Source organism: Shigella dysenteriae (genome assembly GCF_022354085.1).
GTDB classification, from domain to species: Bacteria; Pseudomonadota; Gammaproteobacteria; order Enterobacterales; family Enterobacteriaceae; genus Escherichia; species Escherichia coli.
The window spans coordinates 4299087-4314321 of sequence record NZ_CP055055.1; the positions used below are offsets into that span (position 1 = coordinate 4299087).

Annotated in this window: 13 protein-coding genes and 3 pseudogenes; 14 read left to right on the forward strand and 2 right to left on the reverse strand. The window is 50.0% G+C overall.

What is annotated here, in order from left to right:
- Positions 1–65: 65 nt before the first annotated feature.
- The gene (gene csrD / locus HUZ68_RS20505; RefSeq protein WP_001241410.1) at positions 66–2006 is read right to left on the reverse strand and encodes an RNase E specificity factor CsrD; all 1941 of its coding nucleotides are present in this window, start codon (positions 2004–2006) and stop codon (positions 66–68) included.
- Between the two features lie 151 nt (positions 2007–2157).
- Between csrD and acuI the strand changes: the two genes are divergently transcribed.
- The 11 genes from acuI (at position 2158) to HUZ68_RS20560 (ending at position 12229) form a co-directional block, all read left to right on the forward strand.
- Positions 2158–3132, forward strand: coding sequence for an acrylyl-CoA reductase (NADPH) (acuI, locus tag HUZ68_RS20510; RefSeq protein ID WP_033814976.1), 975 nt, complete (start codon positions 2158–2160; stop codon positions 3130–3132).
- Between the two features lie 36 nt (positions 3133–3168).
- A complete protein-coding gene (locus tag HUZ68_RS20515) occupies positions 3169–3999 on the forward strand; it encodes a DUF1444 domain-containing protein (protein WP_077896681.1) in 831 nt (276 codons plus the stop codon).
- 865 nt (positions 4000–4864) lie between these two features.
- Positions 4865–5335 (forward strand): acetyl-CoA carboxylase biotin carboxyl carrier protein, encoded by a 471-nt coding sequence (accB, locus tag HUZ68_RS20520; RefSeq protein ID WP_000354622.1) that lies wholly within the window; start codon positions 4865–4867, stop codon positions 5333–5335.
- 10 nt (positions 5336–5345) lie between these two features.
- Positions 5346–6695, forward strand: a complete 1350-nt coding sequence (accC, locus tag HUZ68_RS20525) for an acetyl-CoA carboxylase biotin carboxylase subunit (RefSeq protein WP_000884639.1) — start codon at positions 5346–5348, stop codon at positions 6693–6695.
- Positions 6696–6803: 108 nt separating this feature from the next.
- A complete protein-coding gene (locus HUZ68_RS20530; protein ID WP_033814974.1) occupies positions 6804–7046 on the forward strand; it encodes a YhdT family protein in 243 nt (80 codons plus the stop codon).
- Positions 7036–8487 (forward strand): sodium/pantothenate symporter, encoded by a 1452-nt coding sequence (gene panF / locus HUZ68_RS20535; protein WP_001175728.1) that lies wholly within the window; start codon positions 7036–7038, stop codon positions 8485–8487. Before HUZ68_RS20530 ends, panF begins: the two co-directional genes overlap by 11 nt.
- 11 nt (positions 8488–8498) lie before the next feature.
- On the forward strand, positions 8499–9380 hold the full coding sequence (gene prmA, locus HUZ68_RS20540) for a 50S ribosomal protein L11 methyltransferase (RefSeq protein WP_001145827.1): 882 nt from the start codon (positions 8499–8501) through the stop codon (positions 9378–9380).
- 328 nt (positions 9381–9708) lie between these two features.
- Entirely contained in the window at positions 9709–10674 is a 966-nt protein-coding gene (gene dusB, locus HUZ68_RS20545; protein WP_001219652.1) for a tRNA dihydrouridine synthase DusB, read from the forward strand.
- 25 nt (positions 10675–10699) lie between these two features.
- Positions 10700–10996, forward strand: coding sequence for a DNA-binding transcriptional regulator Fis (gene fis, locus HUZ68_RS20550; protein WP_000462905.1), 297 nt, complete (start codon positions 10700–10702; stop codon positions 10994–10996).
- 85 nt (positions 10997–11081) lie between these two features.
- Positions 11082–11966 (forward strand): adenine-specific DNA-methyltransferase, encoded by an 885-nt coding sequence (yhdJ, locus tag HUZ68_RS20555; RefSeq protein WP_001258928.1) that lies wholly within the window; start codon positions 11082–11084, stop codon positions 11964–11966.
- Positions 11967–12049: 83 nt separating this feature from the next.
- Positions 12050–12229, forward strand: a complete 180-nt coding sequence (locus tag HUZ68_RS20560) for a DUF2556 family protein (RefSeq protein ID WP_001295275.1) — start codon at positions 12050–12052, stop codon at positions 12227–12229.
- Between the two features lie 2 nt (positions 12230–12231).
- Here HUZ68_RS20560 and acrS read toward each other — a convergent pair.
- Positions 12232–12894, reverse strand: a pseudogene (acrS, locus tag HUZ68_RS20565) (multidrug efflux transporter transcriptional repressor AcrS).
- A gap of 398 nt (positions 12895–13292) precedes the next feature.
- On the opposite strand from acrS, the pseudogene HUZ68_RS20570 reads away from it, so the two are divergent.
- The 3 genes and pseudogenes from HUZ68_RS20570 to acrE form a co-directional block, all read left to right on the forward strand.
- Positions 13293–13514: pseudogene (locus tag HUZ68_RS20570) on the forward strand (efflux transporter periplasmic adaptor subunit); the annotation flags it as partial.
- Between the two features lie 56 nt (positions 13515–13570).
- Positions 13571–14268 (forward strand): IS1-like element IS1B family transposase gene (locus tag HUZ68_RS20575; protein WP_095033700.1). Its coding sequence is split into 2 segments (ribosomal slippage): positions 13571–13820 and positions 13820–14268, totalling 699 coding nucleotides; the frame shifts between segments, so codons are not numbered across the junction.
- Between the two features lie 17 nt (positions 14269–14285).
- A pseudogene (gene acrE, locus HUZ68_RS20580) lies at positions 14286–15227 on the forward strand (multidrug efflux RND transporter periplasmic adaptor subunit AcrE); the annotation flags it as partial.
- Positions 15228–15235: the final 8 nt, after the last annotated feature.

Below are 15235 nucleotides of genomic sequence, written 5' to 3' on the forward strand. Positions count from 1 at the left end.
AGACAAGCACACTCCCATGAGACGCAGCGCGCGTTATTCTACGTGAAAACGGATTAAACGGCAGGTTAAACCGAGTATCTTTGTGAATATTTTTTCACGTTAGTATCAAGTGGCTGTGAGGACGCGAAAAAATCCCCTTGCCCGCCTGTAACACCGCGCTGAATCAGGGTCTGCCACTCGCTTCGCGAACGCACACCGGTGGCGTAAACCTGGGTGCTGGTCCCTGAGCAGGCTTCCACCAGGCTTTGAACCAGCAGCTGGTTCTCCGTTCGCTTCTCAATGTTTCTGACCAGCCCCGGATGGAGCTTGAGTAACTCAACATTAAGTTCTTTGATCCAACTGGTGCTTACCAGCGTCAAACCAGCCTGGTTGACGGCTACCCGTACCCCTAAAGCATTCACTAAACGAATAACAGGTTGTAAACGACTGATATGTTGACCTACATCGGCCTCTGCAAGTTCAATAATTATGCGTTTTCGTTGTGATTTTTCACATTGCATTAACGTATCGCGCAGCCAACGCTGAAAACGCGGGCGAATCAGCGACTCAACGGTAACCTGAATCGCCAGATTTTCCTCTGGCCAGTAACGCAATAGTGGAATAAGACGGCTGATTTGCAGACGGTCATACTCTTCCGATAAGCCAAACTGCAAGACCATCGGCATATACTCCGCCGAGCTAACCTCTTCATTACCATCGAAGATGCGGCACATGAGTTCGCGATGATGAACCTGACCTTCGCGAGTAACCGCCGGTTTTTGATAAAGGCGCGGGCCGCCGCGACTGAGCATTTGCTCGATAAGCGTACGCCAGCGAACATTACCGCGTCCTTTTTCAGGCAACGAGTCATCGTAAATAGCCCAGCTATTGCCGCCCTGCAATCCCGCATTACGCGTGGCAGACTCTGCATGTTCCATTACCTGCTCGGTATCCTGACCACTACGCCAGGCGCAGATACCAATGTGGATCATATCGTCGCGATCGAGCATTTTATTGTTCGGCAAGGTATCGACGGCTTTGATTAACTGACCGGCGATGCTCTCTGCCTCTTTTAACGTCCGGTGCGGTAACAGCGCAGCAAAATCACTGCGGTGGTAACGCGCCAGCAGTGCGCCAGGGTAGCGCATCATAAATGTCGACAGCAGATTCGTTAGAGTGAAGAACTGTTCTTCAACTTGGCTGTGCCCCCAGGTATCGCTCAACATATTGAAATCCGGCAGACGAATCATCATCACGATCCCGTGGGTACCTACTTTCTCCTGATCTTCCAGTAACGTTGCTAACTGATTATCGAAAAAGAGTCGGTTATTGAGGCCGGTTTTCACGTCCTGGGCGGCATAAGAGCGGATCAGCGTATCAAGACGGCTGTGTTGTTCGCGTGCGTTCTGAATTTCACGAAGCAGCGTATCCAGCGCACTGCTGGTTCTGGGCGGCCATTCATAGATGGTTCCCAACACATTAGAGCCACGCTCACCGTTTAAGATACGAGTAGCCCGGGTTTCCAGCAATTCTTGCCCGGCAAGTTGCCGTTGTAACCAGCGTACCGCCAGAAAGAGCATAAGAATGATAAAGCCAATCGCCCCTGTGAGCGGCGCGGTGGTCATCAACGAATGGAAATAGTTGCCCATCGGATCCTGATAAACCAGACGCAACGACATCCCCGGATGCTTTATCAACGGAACGCTCAGTTCACGAAACAGATCGCTGGTGCCAACCGGACGATAACTACCATTTCTGGCCAGGGTATAAACCTGCTTATCACCATGGAGCAGGTCTACACGAACGATATCTGCCGACATCATTAATTCGGTAATTTGTGGCCTTAATGCGCTGAAGTCATTCGACACAAGGTGGGTATCAATCGCCGTCGCCACCGCCTGAACGCGATGACTAAACTTATACTGAATGGCGTTGTAGAAACTTAGCGAACAGCCCAGCAAAGTCACAAAAATTGTTAACCCGGTGAGCAGCGTAACAAAGGCCGAAAATTTCGTCGTTAATCTCATCCTTGTGTTAACTCCGATAGTGAGGAAGCGGGCATACTAGCAAATCAGATTTATCTCGCAATTTATTGCGCTTCATCGGCTTTGCTTTTCCATTAGCGAGTATAGTCTTCAGAAATTATTTTCCAATCCATCATGCACATGAGGACCACTTATGCAGGCGTTACTTTTAGAACAGCAGGACGGCAAAACTCTCGCATCAGTACAGACTCTGGACGAAAGTCGCCTGCCGGAGGGCGATGTCACGGTCGATGTTCACTGGTCGAGCCTGAACTATAAAGATGCGCTGGCGATTACCGGTAAGGGAAAAATCATCCGTAATTTTCCGATGATTCCTGGGATCGATTTTGCCGGAACTGTATGCACCAGCGAAGATCCGCGTTTTCATGCCGGTCAGGAGGTGTTACTCACTGGCTGGGGCGTTGGTGAAAACCACTGGGGTGGGCTGGCGGAGCAGGCGCGAGTGAAAGGTGACTGGCTGGTTGCCATGCCGCAAGGGCTGGACGCGCGTAAAGCAATGATTATCGGTACTGCCGGTTTTACCGCCATGCTGTGTGTGATGGCGCTGGAAGATGCCGGTGTTCGCCCGCAGGACGGGGAGATTGTCGTGACGGGTGCCAGTGGTGGCGTCGGCAGTACCGCCGTGGCGCTGCTGCATAAGTTGGGTTATCAGGTCGTTGCCGTTTCCGGTCGCGAAAGTACCCATGAATATCTGAAAAGTTTAGGTGCCAGCCGTATTCTCCCTCGTGATGAGTTTGCCGAATCCCGTCCTCTGGAAAAACAAGTCTGGGCTGGGGCAATTGACACTGTTGGCGACAAAGTGCTGGCAAAAGTGCTGGCGCAAATGAATTACGGCGGCTGCGTGGCGGCCTGTGGTCTGGCGGGTGGTTTTACTCTGCCAACCACGGTCATGCCATTTATTCTGCGTAATGTCCGTTTGCAAGGGGTGGATTCAGTAATGACGCCACCAGAACGCCGCGCACAAGCCTGGCAGCGACTGGTCGCCGATTTACCGGAATCATTCTATACCCAGGCGGCAAAAGAGATATCTCTGTCAGAGGCACCGAACTTTGCCGAGGCCATCATTAATAACCAGATCCAGGGTCGCACGCTGGTGAAGGTTAACTAACCATTTAGCAAGGATTAATAAGAGAGGGAACTCATTTTGAAATCATTATTCAATCGATTAACGGGAAAAGCGGTTAGCCGGACAGCTTTCGTCGAACATCTTGGTCATGAAGTTGTACAACATCATCCAAACTGGAAAGTCATGATTTCGACTGACCATAAATTGATGCGCATTGATACGGGTCACCAAACGGTGGAAATCACCCTTGATGATGCCTACAAACGTTATCAAGCCGCACCAGACCCGCTGGAAGAAGTGGCTGCAGATATGCTGAAACAGCTTGCAGAAATGCTGCCGACCGGGCGCTGTATTGTTCCGGTGATTAAAGAAAAAGCCTGGCTGGATACCGTTCGCCAACAGCTTAGCCAGTATGAGTCTGATCCAGAGGTCCTCAACGCCTCGCTGGATTTTGCCTGGGAAGACTTTAACGATGAGTTAATTATCTTGTTTGCTGAAGATGGTAGCGAAACCATGCGCTATCTGATGCGCTACGAAGTGACCATTGACCGCGAACAAGCCATCAATAATTTGAAGCAAATATTGCCGGAAGTTTCGGCTGAAATCGTTGATACAGGCGCAAACGATGGAAAAGTTGCCGTTATCTCTGCTGGGGGTACTTATGAGCCCAGTCTGATGCTCATTGACGATCTTTGGGTGCAATCACCCGATCCTGAATGCGGCGACCTGTTAGTGACTGTTCCCTCCCGAGGAAAACTGTTTTTCACCCACAATGATCAGCCAGCAAATCTCAGCGCATTACGACAGTTAACAGAACAATGCTTCCGTGAGGATGACCATCCTCTGACAACACAGATATTCATCCGCCGTAACGGTCACTTTTATCCCTGGGTAGAAACCTTGCATTAACGCAACCTCCGTCATGCTTGAAAAAGCTTGTCGGAGTGTGTGATGAAAACTGCAAACTCACCGAAGCCGATTTTGCTACATAATCGGCTTTTTTATTGTCTCGCGGCAAATTCTAAATGCATCAGATAGCAGTACTGCCACCTGACAAAACAGTTTACCTTCTGCAAAATGGGGGGAATAATCTGATTTTATTTGCCTACAAATTAACCACTCGAACGTATTTAATGCTGAGCATTGTCAGTCGGTTGATTTTGCGTGCTTTAGCATTCACATCTATCCAGACGATGCAGTGAAAATTGGGTAATCCCCAGCAACCGCTGCGTAATGTCGTCTATCTTGTCGCGATCCTGGCATCCCTACATTATTTGTGGTCTGTGAAGATTATCTCATTGCAGCCCCTCATCTTCGCAGGGCTGGCTTTACAGCTTTTCACCTTACGTTATAAGAAGTTCCGTCGATGATGGCGCTAATTTCGTGAATTGTGCGGCTTGTTGCAAATTACACGGTGTTGAAGGTTATTTACATGTTAGCTGTTGATTATCTTCCCTGATAAGACCAGTATTTAGCTGCCAATTGCTACGAAATCGTTATAATGTGCGACCTCGTCCTCCCTGACGCAGTTTTTGCGCTGCGGAAAAGGTGACATTGGCGCAACGAAGGTATATTTTGTTTTTTGCCGGAGGATAGCAGCAGATCGCTGCACAATGTCCGTCAAGTCTAACATTGACACTCTGGGGCAAAATAGACCGGCGTCCCGGCCTGCTGGAATTTATCGCTATGCATACAGCTGTCGGGGCATACGCTTTACAGACGGCGGTGAAACGCCTGTCACAATCACACTAAACAAAGAGTACGGAACCCACTCATGGATATTCGTAAGATTAAAAAACTGATCGAGCTGGTTGAAGAATCAGGCATCTCCGAACTGGAAATTTCTGAAGGCGAAGAGTCAGTACGCATTAGCCGTGCAGCTCCTGCCGCAAGTTTCCCTGTGATGCAACAAGCTTACGCTGCACCAATGATGCAGCAGCCAGCTCAATCTAACGCAGCCGCTCCGGCGACCGTTCCTTCCATGGAAGCGCCAGCAGCAGCGGAAATCAGTGGTCACATCGTACGTTCCCCGATGGTTGGTACTTTCTACCGCACCCCAAGCCCGGACGCAAAAGCGTTCATCGAAGTGGGTCAGAAAGTCAACGTGGGCGATACCCTGTGCATCGTTGAAGCCATGAAAATGATGAACCAGATCGAAGCGGACAAATCCGGTACCGTGAAAGCAATTCTGGTCGAAAGTGGACAACCGGTAGAATTTGACGAGCCGCTGGTCGTCATCGAGTAACGAGGCGAACATGCTGGATAAAATTGTTATTGCCAACCGCGGCGAGATTGCATTGCGTATTCTTCGTGCCTGTAAAGAACTGGGCATCAAGACTGTCGCTGTGCACTCCAGCGCGGATCGCGATCTAAAACACGTATTACTGGCAGATGAAACGGTCTGTATTGGCCCTGCTCCGTCAGTAAAAAGTTATCTGAACATCCCGGCAATCATCAGCGCCGCTGAAATCACCGGCGCAGTAGCAATCCATCCGGGTTACGGCTTCCTCTCCGAGAACGCCAACTTTGCCGAGCAGGTTGAACGCTCCGGCTTTATCTTCATTGGCCCGAAAGCAGAAACCATTCGCCTGATGGGCGACAAAGTATCCGCAATCGCGGCGATGAAAAAAGCGGGCGTCCCTTGTGTACCAGGTTCTGACGGCCCGCTGGGCGACGATATGGATAAAAACCGTGCCATTGCTAAACGCATTGGTTATCCGGTGATTATCAAAGCCTCCGGCGGCGGCGGTGGTCGCGGTATGCGCGTAGTGCGCGGCGACGCTGAACTGGCACAATCCATCTCCATGACCCGTGCGGAAGCGAAAGCTGCTTTCAGCAACGATATGGTTTACATGGAGAAATACCTGGAAAATCCTCGCCACGTCGAGATTCAGGTACTGGCTGACGGTCAGGGCAACGCTATCTATCTGGCGGAACGTGACTGCTCCATGCAGCGCCGCCACCAGAAAGTGGTCGAAGAAGCACCAGCACCGGGCATTACCCCGGAACTGCGTCGCTACATCGGCGAACGTTGCGCTAAAGCGTGTGTTGATATCGGCTATCGCGGTGCAGGTACTTTCGAGTTCCTGTTCGAAAACGGCGAGTTCTATTTCATCGAAATGAACACCCGTATTCAGGTAGAACACCCGGTTACAGAAATGATCACCGGCGTTGACCTGATCAAAGAACAGCTGCGTATCGCTGCCGGTCAACCGCTGTCGATCAAGCAAGAAGAAGTTCACGTTCGCGGCCATGCGGTGGAATGCCGTATCAACGCCGAAGATCCGAACACCTTCCTGCCAAGCCCGGGCAAAATCACCCGTTTCCACGCACCTGGCGGTTTTGGCGTACGTTGGGAGTCTCATATCTACGCGGGCTACACCGTACCGCCGTACTATGACTCAATGATCGGTAAGCTGATTTGCTACGGTGAAAACCGTGACGTGGCGATTGCTCGCATGAAAAATGCGCTGCAGGAGCTGATCATCGACGGTATCAAAACTAACGTTGATCTGCAGATCCGCATCATGAATGACGAGAACTTCCAGCATGGTGGCACTAACATCCACTATCTGGAGAAAAAACTCGGTCTTCAGGAAAAATAAGACTGCAAAAGCGTCAAAAGGCCGGATTTTCCGGCCTTTTTTATTACTGGGGATCGACAACCCCCATAAGGTACAATCCTCGCTTTCTTCACCCATCAGGGACAAAAAATGGACACTCGTTTTGTTCAGGCCCATAAAGAGGCGCGCTGGGCGCTGGGGCTGACCCTTTTGTATCTGGCAGTTTGGTTAGTAGCCGCTTACTTACCTGGCGTTGCCCCCGGTTTTACCGGCTTTCCGCGCTGGTTTGAGATGGCCTGCATCCTGACGCCGCTGCTGTTTATTGGACTGTGCTGTGCGATGGTGAAATTTATCTATCGCGATATCCCACTGGAGGATGACGATGCAGCTTGAAGTAATTCTACCGCTGGTCGCCTATCTGGTGGTGGTGTTCGGTATCTCGGTTTATGCGATGCGTAAACGGAGCACCGGCACCTTCCTTAATGAGTATTTCCTCGGCAGCCGCTCTATGGGCGGTATTGTGCTGGCGATGACGCTCACCGCGACTTATATCAGTGCCAGTTCGTTTATCGGCGGGCCTGGAGCTGCTTACAAATACGGCCTTGGCTGGGTATTGCTGGCGATGATTCAGCTTCCTGCAGTCTGGCTTTCACTCGGTATTCTCGGCAAGAAGTTTGCGATTCTTGCGCGCCGCTACAATGCAGTGACGCTGAACGATATGCTGTTTGCCCGCTACCAGAGTCGTCTTCTGGTGTGGCTGGCGAGTTTGAGTTTGCTGGTTGCGTTCGTTGGTGCGATGACCGTGCAGTTTATCGGCGGTGCGCGCCTGCTGGAAACCGCGGCGGGTATTCCTTATGAAACCGGGCTGCTGATTTTTGGTATCAGCATTGCGTTATATACCGCCTTTGGTGGCTTTCGCGCCAGCGTGCTGAACGACACCATGCAAGGGCTTGTGATGCTGATTGGCACCGTTGTGCTGCTTATTGGCGTGGTACATGCCGCTGGCGGCTTAAGCAACGCAGTACAGACCTTGCAAACCATCGATCCGCAACTGGTTACGCCACAAGGCGCTGACGATATTCTGTCGCCTGCCTTTATGACGTCGTTCTGGGTACTGGTGTGCTTTGGCGTTATAGGCCTGCCGCATACTGCGGTGCGCTGTATCTCTTATAAAGACAGCAAAGCAGTACACCGGGGGATCATCATCGGTACGATTGTAGTCGCAATCCTGATGTTCGGTATGCACCTGGCCGGAGCGTTAGGTCGTGCAGTGATCCCCGATCTCACCGTACCGGATCTGGTGATCCCGACGTTAATGGTAAAAGTGCTGCCACCGTTTGCTGCCGGGATCTTTCTGGCTGCACCTATGGCTGCGATCATGTCGACAATTAACGCCCAATTGCTACAAAGTTCCGCTACGATCATTAAAGATCTCTATCTGAATATCCGTCCGGATCAAATGCAAAACGAGACGCGTCTGAAGCGGATGTCGGCGGTAATTACGTTAGTTCTCGGCGCGTTGCTGCTGCTTGCCGCCTGGAAGCCGCCAGAAATGATCATCTGGCTGAATTTGTTGGCCTTCGGTGGGCTGGAAGCCGTTTTCCTGTGGCCGCTGGTGCTGGGTCTTTACTGGGAACGCGCCAACGCCAAAGGCGCGCTAAGTGCGATGATCGTTGGCGGCGTGCTGTATGCCGTACTCGCGACGCTGAATATTCAGTACCTGGGCTTCCACCCTATCGTGCCCTCGTTACTACTAAGTTTGCTGGCTTTCCTGGTCGGAAACCGTTTCGGTACATCCGTCCCGCAAGCTACCGTTTTGACTACTGATAAATAAAGAGTTTTGCCATGCCTTGGATCCAACTGAAACTGAACACCACCGGCGCGAACGCGGAAGATCTTAGCGATGCGCTGATGGAAGCGGGTGCCGTTTCTATCACTTTTCAGGATACCCACGATACGCCAGTATTTGAGCCGCTGCCGGGCGAAACGCGCCTGTGGGGCGACACCGATGTGATTGGTCTGTTCGACGCTGAAACCGATATGAACGACGTGGTGGCGATTCTGGAAAACCATCCGCTGCTCGGCGCAGGCTTCGCGCATAAAATCGAACAACTAGAAGATAAAGACTGGGAGCGCGAATGGATGGATAATTTCCACCCGATGCGCTTTGGTGAACGACTGTGGATCTGCCCTAGCTGGCGTGATGTGCCGGACGAAAACGCCGTCAACGTGATGTTAGATCCAGGGCTGGCGTTTGGTACGGGTACCCATCCAACCACCTCTCTGTGCCTGCAATGGCTCGACAGCCTCGATTTAACCGGTAAAACAGTCATCGACTTTGGCTGTGGTTCCGGCATTCTGGCGATCGCGGCGCTGAAACTGGGTGCAGCAAAAGCCATTGGTATTGATATCGATCCGCAGGCGATTCAGGCCAGCCGCGATAACGCCGAACGTAATGGCGTTTCTGACCGTCTGGAACTCTACTTACCGAAAGATCAGCCAGAAGAAATGAAAGCCGACGTGGTGGTCGCTAACATCCTTGCAGGCCCATTACGTGAACTGGCACCGTTAATCAGCGTCCTGCCGGTTTCAGGCGGTTTGCTGGGCCTTTCCGGTATTCTGGCAAGCCAGGCAGAGAGCGTTTGTGAAGCTTATGCCGACAGCTTCGCACTGGACCCGGTCGTGGAAAAAGAAGAGTGGTGCCGTATTACCGGTCGTAAGAATTAACCTTCGCATCGCCGTAGGGTGACGCGGGGCGAAGTGCGAGCAAGCTCACAAAAGGCACGTAAATTTGCCGATTATTTACGCAAATTTGCGTGCCAAAATTTTCATTCATAAAGAAAAATTGAGAACTTACTCAAATTTCTTTGAGTGTAAATTTTAGTCACTATTTTCTAATATGATGATTTTTATGAGTAATTATCGCACCACGCTCATTTTAAATGCAATTCTTTGATCCATCTCAGAGGATTGGTCAAAGTTTGGCCTTTCATCTCGTGCAAAAAATGCGTAATATACGCCGCCTTGCAGTCACAGTATGGTCATTTCTTAACTCATGCGCATCGGACAATATCAGCTCAGAAATCGCCTGATCGCAGCGCCCATGGCTGGCATTACAGACAGACCTTTTCGGACGTTGTGCTACGAGATGGGAGCCGGATTGACAGTATCCGAGATGATGTCTTCTAACCCACAGGTTTGGGAAAGCGACAAATCTCGTTTACGGATGGTGCACATTGATGAACCCGGTATTCGCACCGTGCAAATTGCTGGTAGCGATCCGAAAGAAATGGCAGATGCAGCACGTATTAACGTGGAAAGCGGTGCCCAGATTATTGATATCAATATGGGTTGCCCGGCTAAAAAAGTGAATCGCAAGCTCGCAGGTTCAGCCCTCTTGCAGTACCCGGATGTCGTTAAATCGATCCTTACCGAGGTCGTCAATGCAGTGGACGTTCCTGTTACCCTGAAGATTCGCACCGGCTGGGCACCGGAACACCGTAACTGCGAAGAGATTGCCCAACTGGCTGAAGACTGTGGCATTCAGGCTCTGACCATTCATGGCCGTACACGCGCCTGTTTGTTCAATGGAGAAGCTGAGTACGACAGTATTCGGGCAGTTAAGCAGAAAGTTTCCATTCCGGTTATCGCGAATGGCGACATTACTGACCCGCTTAAAGCCAGAGCTGTGCTCGACTATACAGGGGCGGATGCCCTGATGATAGGCCGCGCAGCTCAGGGAAGACCCTGGATCTTTCGGGAAATCCAGCATTATCTGGACACTGGGGAGTTGCTGCCCCCGCTGCCTTTGGCAGAGGTTAAGCGCTTGCTTTGCGCGCACGTTCGGGAACTGCATGACTTTTATGGTCCGGCAAAAGGGTACCGAATTGCACGTAAACACGTTTCCTGGTATCTCCAGGAACACGCTCCAAATGACCAGTTTCGGCGCACATTCAACGCCATTGAGGATGCCAGCGAACAGCTGGAGGCGTTGGAGGCATACTTCGAAAATTTTGCGTAAACAGAAATAAAGAGCTGACAGAACTATGTTCGAACAACGCGTAAATTCTGACGTACTGACCGTTTCTACCGTTAACTCTCAGGATCAGGTAACCCAAAAACCCCTGCGTGACTCGGTTAAACAGGCACTGAAGAACTATTTTGCTCAACTGAATGGTCAGGATGTGAATGACCTCTATGAGCTGGTACTGGCTGAAGTAGAACAGCCCCTGTTGGACATGGTGATGCAATACACCCGTGGTAACCAGACCCGTGCTGCGCTGATGATGGGCATCAACCGTGGTACGCTGCGTAAAAAATTGAAAAAATACGGCATGAACTAATTCAGGTTAGCTAAATGCTTGATTAAAAAGGCGCTACTCGGCATGGGGAAGCGCCTTTTTTATAGGTGTCACAAAGGGAGTGACCATGAGAACAGGATGTGAACCGACCCGGTTTGGTAATGAAGCTAAGACCATTATTCACGGTGATGCCCTTGCCGAACTTAAAAAGCTACCTACTGAAAGCGTCGATCTGATCTTTGCCGACCCACCGTATAACATCGGTAAAAATTTTGATGGTCTGATCGAAGCCTGGAAAGAAGATCTGTTTATCGACTGGCTGTTAGAAGTGATTGCAGAGTGCCACCGCGTTCTGAAAAAGCAGGGCAGCATGTACATCATGAACAGTACGGAAAACATGCCCTTTATCGATCTCCAGTGCCGCAAGCTTTTTACCATCAAAAGTCGCATCGTCTGGTCATATGACAGTTCTGGAGTGCAGGCGAAAAAACACTACGGCTCCATGTACGAACCCATCCTGATGATGGTGAAAGACGCAAAGAACTACACATTCAACGGTGATGCTATTCTGGTAGAAGCCAAAACCGGATCGCAGCGCGCGTTGATCGATTATCGCAAAAATCCTCCACAGCCTTACAATCATCAAAAAGTACCGGGTAACGTCTGGGATTTTCCGCGCGTGCGTTATTTGATGGATGAATATGAGAACCACCCGACGCAAAAACCGGAAGCCTTACTGAAACGCATTATTCTCGCCTCTTCCAACCCAGGCGATATCGTTCTCGACCCGTTTGCCGGTAGCTTTACTACCGGTGCCGTAGCCGTCTCCAGCGGGCGAAAATTCATTGGTATTGAGATCAACAGCGAGTACATCAAAATGGGGCTTCGACGGCTGGATGTCGCGTCGCATTACTCTGCGGAAGAACTGGCGAAAGTGAAAAAAAGAAAGACCGGCAACCTGTCAAAACGAAGTCGGTTAAGCGAAGTTGACCCCGATCTCATTGCAAAGTAAAGGAAGTGTAAGCCTGGTTTTCAGATTATTCATTTCGTGTATATTTCCTGCCAGACTTGGTTAAACATGCACAGGCTCAGGTAATGATTCGCAAGTATTGGTGGCTCGTCGTTTTCGCTGTCTTCGTTTTTCTGTTTGATACTTTACTGATGCAGTGGATTGAACTGCTGGCAACAGAAACAGACAAATGCCGCAATATGAACTCAGTTAATCCACTAAAACTGGTTAACTGTGACGAACTGAATTTTCAGGACAGAATGTGAATTTACATGACACTTAATTCATTCGTTTGATGAATTAATTTCGTTATGTTTTCATCTGGCATGAACATTCTTAATACGTTATCGACCAGTGCGGGTGCTTGTTTATAAAGATCATAACCCGCCATATTCATTAACCAGTTTTGAACAATTCCGCTGAAGGCACCATCAATAATAATCATCACAACATCTAAATCGAGATTATTTGCTATACAACCTTGTTGCTGACATGCCTACAATACTTCGCGGAGAGTCTGCGGATTAAAGCCCATCTTTTCGCGTATCACTCCCTCGGCCAGCATCTCATCATTAAATTCACATTTGTGATATAAGATTTTCAGCAACGCCTGCTGGCGGGGAATTTTGGCAATATATTGCAAGCCGACAATCAATTTTTCACGCAATTGTTGAAACGGGTCATGCTCTAATCCAGCCGTCAAGTGTTCCTGGATTAACTCCCGCAATGAAGGCTGTTGCAACCACATCTCATTAAACAGTTGAGTCTTGTTTTCGAAGTGCCAGTAGATAGCGCCACGCGTAACGTTAGCGGCGTCGGCAATGTCGTTGAGCGTCGTCTTGCTTACGCCATGCTGCGCAAACTGGGCGATGGCAGTTTCAATCAGTTCTTGCCGGGTCTTCAGAGCTTCGGCTTTGGTTCTTTTTGCCATGATTAATTATTCAGGAAATAAATATATTCGACACAGAGTGAGAAAATAGCGAAGGTTAATCTATCACCTAATGTGTATTTATACGAGAGGCTAATATTGAGTTGCTATAGATCGTTAAATAAATAATATATATTATTTACCTAAGATACATTCACTACATCAATATATATTTCAATTTACGAGGTTTTAATTCTGCCTCTTTCAACCCGCGTCAAAATAAAACAGTAGAATATTAATCTTTTTTTGTGTTTATGTGCCTTGAGACGCCTGTATTCATAACTATTCCTTACATCGACGAATGATAATTTGTAGGATAGCGAACTGTATTTTTCTTTCTGCGAGTTAACGCGTTGCCTTTTTGGGTAAATAACGCGCTTTTGGTTTTTTGAGGAATAGTAATGACGAAACATGCCAGGTTTTTCCTCCTGCCCTCCTTTATTCTGATCTCCGCGGCTTTAATCGCCGGTTGTAACGATAAGGGAGAAGAGAAAGCTCACGTCGGTGAACCGCAGGTTACCGTTCATATTGTAAAAACGGCCCCGTTAGAAGTTAAGACTGAATTACCAGGCCGCACCAATGCTTATCGTATAGCCGAAGTTCGCCCACAGGTTAGCGGGATCGGGTGATGCTGCCAACTTACTGATTTAGTGTATGATGGTGTTTTTGAGGTGCTCCAGTGGCTTCTGTTTCTATCAGCTGTCCCTCCTGTTCAGCTACTGACGGGGTGGTGCGTAACGGCAAAAGCACCGCCGGACATCAGCGCTATCTCTGCTCTCACTGCCGTAAAACATGGCAACTGCAGTTCACTTACACCGCTTCTCAACCCGGTACGCACCAGAAAATCATTGATATGGCCATGAATGGCGTTGGATGCCGGGCAACCGCCCGCATTATGGGCGTTGGCCTCAACACGATTTTCCGCCATTTAAAAAACTCAGGCCGCAGTCGGTAACCTCGCGCATACAGCCGGGCAGTGACGTCATCGTCTGCGCGGAAATGGACGAACAGTGGGGATACGTCGGGGCTAAATCGCGCCAGCGCTGGCTGTTTTACGCGTATGACAGGCTCCGGAAGACGGTTGTTGCGCACGTATTCGGTGAACGCACTATGGCGACGCTGGGGCGTCTTATGAGCCTGCTGTCACCCTTTGACGTGGTGATATGGATGACGGATGGCTGGCCGCTGTATGAATCCCGCCTGAAGGGAAAGCTGCACGTAATCAGCAAGCGATATACGCAGCGAATTGAGCGGCATAACCTGAATCTGAGGCAGCACCTGGCACGGCTGGGACGGAAGTCGCTGTCGTTCTCAAAATCGGTGGAGCTGCATGACAAAGTCATCGGGCATTATCTGAACATAAAACACTATCAATAAGTTGGAGTCATTACCGCGGGATCGTACTGAATCGCAATTTCACTGAAGGCAGCGATGTGCAAGCAGGCCAGTCCCTGTACCAGATCGATCCCGCGACCTATCAGGCAAATTATGACAGCGCGAAAGGCGAACTGGCGAAAAGTGAAGCCGCCGCCGCCATCGCGCATTTGACGGTAAAACGTTACGTTCCGCTCGTGGGTACGAAATACATCAGCCAGCAGGAGTACGACCAGGCCATTGCTGATGCTCGCCAGGCCGATGCCGCCGTGATTGCCGCAAAAGCCACAGTCGAAAGCGCTCGCATCAATCTTGCTTATACCAAAGTGACTGCGCCAATTAGCGGACGTATCGGCAAATCGACTGTGACCGAAGGCGCTCTTGTCACTAATGGGCAAACGACTGAACTGGCGACTGTCCAGCAGCTCGATCCTATCTACGTTGATGTGACCCAATCCAGCAACGATTTTATGAGGCTGAAGCAATCAGTAGAGCAAGGAAATTTGCATAAGGAAAACGCCACCAGCAACGTAGAGTTGGTCATGGAAAACGGTCAAACCTATCCCCTGAAAGGTACGCTGCAATTCTCCGATGTGACCGTTGATGAAAGCACCGGCTCCATAACCCTACGTGCTGTCTTCCCTAACCCGCAACATACGCTTTTGCCGGGTATGTTTGTGCGTGCACGGATTGATGAAGGCGTCCAACCTGACGCCATTCTTATCCCGCAACAAGGCGTTAGCCGCACACCGCGTGGTGATGCAACCGTGCTGATTGTTAACGATAAAAGTCAGGTTGAAGCGCGCCCTGTCGTTGCCAGTCAGGCGATTGGCGATAAATGGTTGATTAGCGAAGGTCTGAAATCTGGCGATCAAGTCATTGTCAGCGGCCTGCAAAAAGCGCGTCCGGGAGAGCAGGTTAAAGCCACTACCGATACCCCCGCAGATACTGCATCGAAGTAAGGTAATCT